The organism is Aeromicrobium sp. REDSEA-S32_B7 (genome assembly GCF_001626145.1).
Lineage (GTDB): Bacteria > Actinomycetota > Actinomycetes > Propionibacteriales > Nocardioidaceae > Aeromicrobium > Aeromicrobium erythreum.
This window is the reverse complement of the sequence record NZ_LUNF01000224.1, coordinates 1-3,355: the sequence shown is the minus strand read 5'-3', so window position 1 is coordinate 3,355 and position 3,355 is coordinate 1. Positions and strand designations below refer to the sequence as shown.

Genomic DNA, 3,355 nt, shown 5'->3' with positions numbered 1-3,355 from the left:
CCGCGTGGCTCTCGAGGTAGGCGGCGCGCAGCCCCTCGCGGGCACGGTAGGCAAGGGCGGAGACGGCGTTCGGGCTCATGCCGAGCAGCGGGGCGACGGCAGCGGGCTTCTGGCCCTCGACCTCGACGTGCCAGAGGACGAGCTGCCACCGCTCGGGAAGGGACGCGAACGCGCGGGCCGCCGCGTCGTTCTCGAACGCGATGCTCACCGCGTCCTCGAAGGGCACGCCACGGTCGAGCACGGCGTCGTCGTCGGTCGGCCGGGTGCGGGAGGTCGCACGGACCCGGTCGACGTGCAGACGCCGCACCGAGGTCAGGAGGTAGGCGCGGAACGCCTCGTCGGGCCCGCGGCCGTCCTGCAGCACAGCGAGGACCTTGAGGAAGGCCTCGGAGACGAGGTCGTCGGCCTCGCCGGTCGTGAGGAGCTGGCGGGCGAGACGCGTCGCCGCCTGCACGTGACGCTGGAAGAGGACGGCGTAGGCGCTCGTGTCACCGGCGCGCACGGCGCGGATGAGCTCCGCGTCGCTGCTGTCCAGCGTCGTGGCCTGCGCGTCCCGCACGATCGTCTCCCTCGTCCAAGCTCCCGAGGTGTCCAACGAGCGAGCGGCCTCGACGTCACGACCGGCGGGACGGCTCGGAAAAAAAGTCGTCGGTACCGCGTCATGGAACGTCGGCCCATCCGTTCCTCCTGCGACCGACACGAGAGGGGGACCGACATGGAGGACACGCGACGCGCGGTAGCGCTGCTCGCCGACGCCGTCCGTGACGGTCGGACCGACGTCGAGGACGTTGCACACGTGGTGGGAGCGAGTGCAGCGCTCGACGGGTCCCCTCTCGACGAGGTGATCGACCTCGTCGAGGAGGCCTTCGACGGCGCCCCACGGCACGTGGCCGTGCGGGCGGCGTGCCTCGGGTGGGCCGAACGTGCCGTGGCACGGGTGCACGAGGCAGGCTGCGAGGACCCGTTGACGTCGTTGTCGACGGTCCCGCACCTGCACAGCAGGTTGGGTGACGTGTACCGCGCCGCCGCTGTCGAGGAGCAGCGCGCAGGCGACGGGCACGTGCTCGTGGTGGTCGACGTCGGCGTCGGACGGGCGAGGTCCTCGCTCGAGACGTCGGTGCGGGCCATCGAGGTGGGCCAGGTGCTCAGGTCGGTGTACCCGGGCGGCGAGACCGTCGCCCGGGTGGGACCGGGGCGCTTCGTGGTGGTGTCGGCGAGGGAGCGCGCCGATGCCACGACCCTCGCGCTCGTCGGTGTGCTTCTCGGGCGCACGCCGGCGGGTGGCGCGGCACCTCGGCTGTGGGTGGAGGAGCTTCCGCCCACGGCCGAGGACCTGCCGGGCCTGCTCCACGCGCTGTCGTCCTGACCGGCGGGGACGGGCCCCGCGTCGCTGAGACGCTGATGTCGGTGCACTGTGGGAGGCTCGGACCATGTGCGGCAGGTACGCGACCACCCGGACGTCCGCCGAGCTCGACGACGCGTTCGCGGCCGGTCTCGGCGACGGCGTCGAGCTGCCCGCGCCCGACTGGAACGTGGCGCCCACCAAGCAGGCGCCGCTGGTCGTGGGGCGCCGGCGCGACGACGCCGACGAGGCGGCCCCGCCGCGGCGCGAGCTGCACGCCGCCACGTGGGGACTCGTGCCCAGCTGGGCGAAGGACCGCTCGATCGGCAACCGGATGATCAACGCGCGGTCCGAGACGGTGGCCGAGAAGCCGGCGTTCCGTTCGGCGTTCGCGCGACGTCGGGCGATCGTGCCCGCCGACGGCTACTACGAGTGGTACGCGGGGGAGGGCCCAAAGGCGCCGAAGCAGCCGTTCTACATCACGGCGGCCGGCGACGGCGACGCCCGCGACGTGCTCGCCCTGGCGGGTCTGTACGAGTTCTGGCGCCCCGGCCGGCGAGCTCCTCGACCTGCTGGTCCCGGCCACGCCGGGCCGGCTCGAGGCGTGGCCCGTCAGCACCCAGGTGAACAACGTGCGCCACAACGGTCCGGAGCTCGTGGAGCCGCTGCCGGCCGAGTGAGGCGGGGCTGCTGCGTGGGCCCTCGGAATAGGGCGAGGGTGGGCACCGTTGTGATGCGTGTAAGGAGGCCGACATGCTCGCGTGCCCTGAGCGCACCACCACCAGCCCCCCGTCCTTGTCCGTCGACGTCGTCGCCCCAGGCGACCGTCGGACCGCGGGAGTAGGCTGGAGCACGATGACCGACACCCCAGAACGTTCCGCCAGGACCACGGAGGGCAGCCCCTCGGAGGGCACCGCGTCCGACCCGTCCGTCGACCTGCTCGCCGACGTGGTCGACTACAGCGACGTCGACGTCGCGACCGAGACGCCTGAGCAGCGCCAGGTCCGCTTCGAGGCCGAGGCGATGCCGTTCCTGAACCAGCTCTACTCGGCCGGTCTGCGCATGACGCGCAACCCGCAGGACGCCGAGGACCTCGTGCAGGAGACCTACGCGAAGGCGTTCAGCGCGTTCCACCAGTACAAGCCGGGCACGAACCTCAAGGCGTGGCTGTACCGGATCCTCACGAACACCTACATCAACTCCTACCGCAAGAAGCAGCGTCAGCCGCAGCAGGTCACCGACGAGATCGAGGACTGGCAGATCGCGGCGGCCGAGGCGCACTCGTCCTCGGGCCTGAAGTCCGCGGAGATGGAGGCGCTCGAGCGGCTGCCCGACAGCGACGTCAAGGACGCGCTGCAGGCGCTGCCCGAGGACTTCCGCTACGCGGTGTACCTGGCTGACGTCGAGGGCTTCCCGTACAAGGAGATCGCGGAGATCATGGGCACGCCCATCGGCACCGTGATGTCCCGTCTGCACCGTGGTCGACGTCAGTTGCGCGAGCTGCTGGCCGACTACGCCCGTGACCGCGGCATGGCCGTGGCGAGCGGGGTGAGCGACCAGTGAGCGCAGAGCCCACCGCCACCGGAGGCTGCGACGGCCCCGACTGCTCCAAGGCCCTCGAGAACCTCTACCTGTTCCTCGACTCGGAGATCGACAGCGCGAGCTGCGACGAGATCCAGGCGCACATCGACGACTGCAGCCAGTGCCTGACCGAGTACGACCTTGAGCGTCTCGTGAAGGCGCTCGTGCACCGCTCCTGCAGCGAGGTCGCCCCCGAGCCGCTGCGCGACAAGGTGCTCCTCTCGATCCGGGCCGTGCAGGTCCAGATCACCGAGTACCGCACCTCCTGACCCACCCACCGCCGCCCCTCCCCGTGCTCGGGGAGGGGCGTCGGGGCGTCTCCTGCGGCTGCGTGGGTGCGGGTTCGTGCTCGACCTGCGGCTGCGCTGGCGCGGCTTCTCGCTCGGGTGGGGCTGCGCTGGCGCGGCTTCGGCTCGTCCTGCGCTCCGAAAG

The 3,355-nt window shown here is 71.8% G+C and carries 5 protein-coding genes; 4 read left to right on the top strand and 1 reads right to left on the bottom strand.

Translation table 11 applies throughout. From position 1 onward, the window contains the following. The coding region (locus A6Q79_RS14660) for a sigma-70 family RNA polymerase sigma factor (protein ID WP_317698681.1) at nt 1-559 on the bottom strand (559 nt) is incomplete at its 3' end. A 156-nt stretch (nt 560-715) separates the two neighbouring features. On the opposite strand from A6Q79_RS14660, the gene A6Q79_RS14655 reads away from it, so the two are divergent. From A6Q79_RS14655 to rsrA, 4 genes are all read left to right on the top strand, one after another. Further along, nucleotides 716-1,366 carry a hypothetical protein gene (locus tag A6Q79_RS14655; protein ID WP_067856157.1) on the top strand — a complete coding sequence of 217 codons (651 nt, stop codon included), beginning with the start codon at nt 716-718 and terminating at the stop codon, nt 1,364-1,366. Between the two features lie 64 nt (nt 1,367-1,430). Beyond that, nucleotides 1,431-2,186: an SOS response-associated peptidase gene (locus A6Q79_RS14650; protein WP_317698680.1), complete on the top strand. Its 756-nt coding sequence runs from the start codon at nt 1,431-1,433 to the stop codon at nt 2,184-2,186. A gap of 11 nt (nt 2,187-2,197) precedes the next feature. Beyond that, nucleotides 2,198-2,905, top strand: coding sequence for a sigma-70 family RNA polymerase sigma factor (locus A6Q79_RS14645; protein ID WP_286690869.1), 708 nt, complete (start codon nt 2,198-2,200; stop codon nt 2,903-2,905). Beyond that, nucleotides 2,902-3,192: a mycothiol system anti-sigma-R factor gene (gene rsrA, locus A6Q79_RS14640; protein ID WP_067856161.1), complete on the top strand. Its 291-nt coding sequence runs from the start codon at nt 2,902-2,904 to the stop codon at nt 3,190-3,192. The genes A6Q79_RS14645 and rsrA overlap by 4 nt, the downstream gene beginning before the upstream one ends. Nucleotides 3,193-3,355: the final 163 nt, after the last annotated feature.

Bases quoted from the DNA above. Each gene is read 5' to 3' on its own strand.
- A6Q79_RS14655 (WP_067856157.1), top strand. From the start codon at position 716: ATGGAGGACACGCGACGCGCGGTAGCGCTGCTCGCCGACGCCGTCCGT.
- A6Q79_RS14650 (WP_317698680.1), top strand. From the start codon at position 1,431: ATGTGCGGCAGGTACGCGACCACCCGGACGTCCGCCGAGCTCGACGAC.
- A6Q79_RS14645 (WP_286690869.1), top strand. From the start codon at position 2,198: ATGACCGACACCCCAGAACGTTCCGCCAGGACCACGGAGGGCAGCCCC.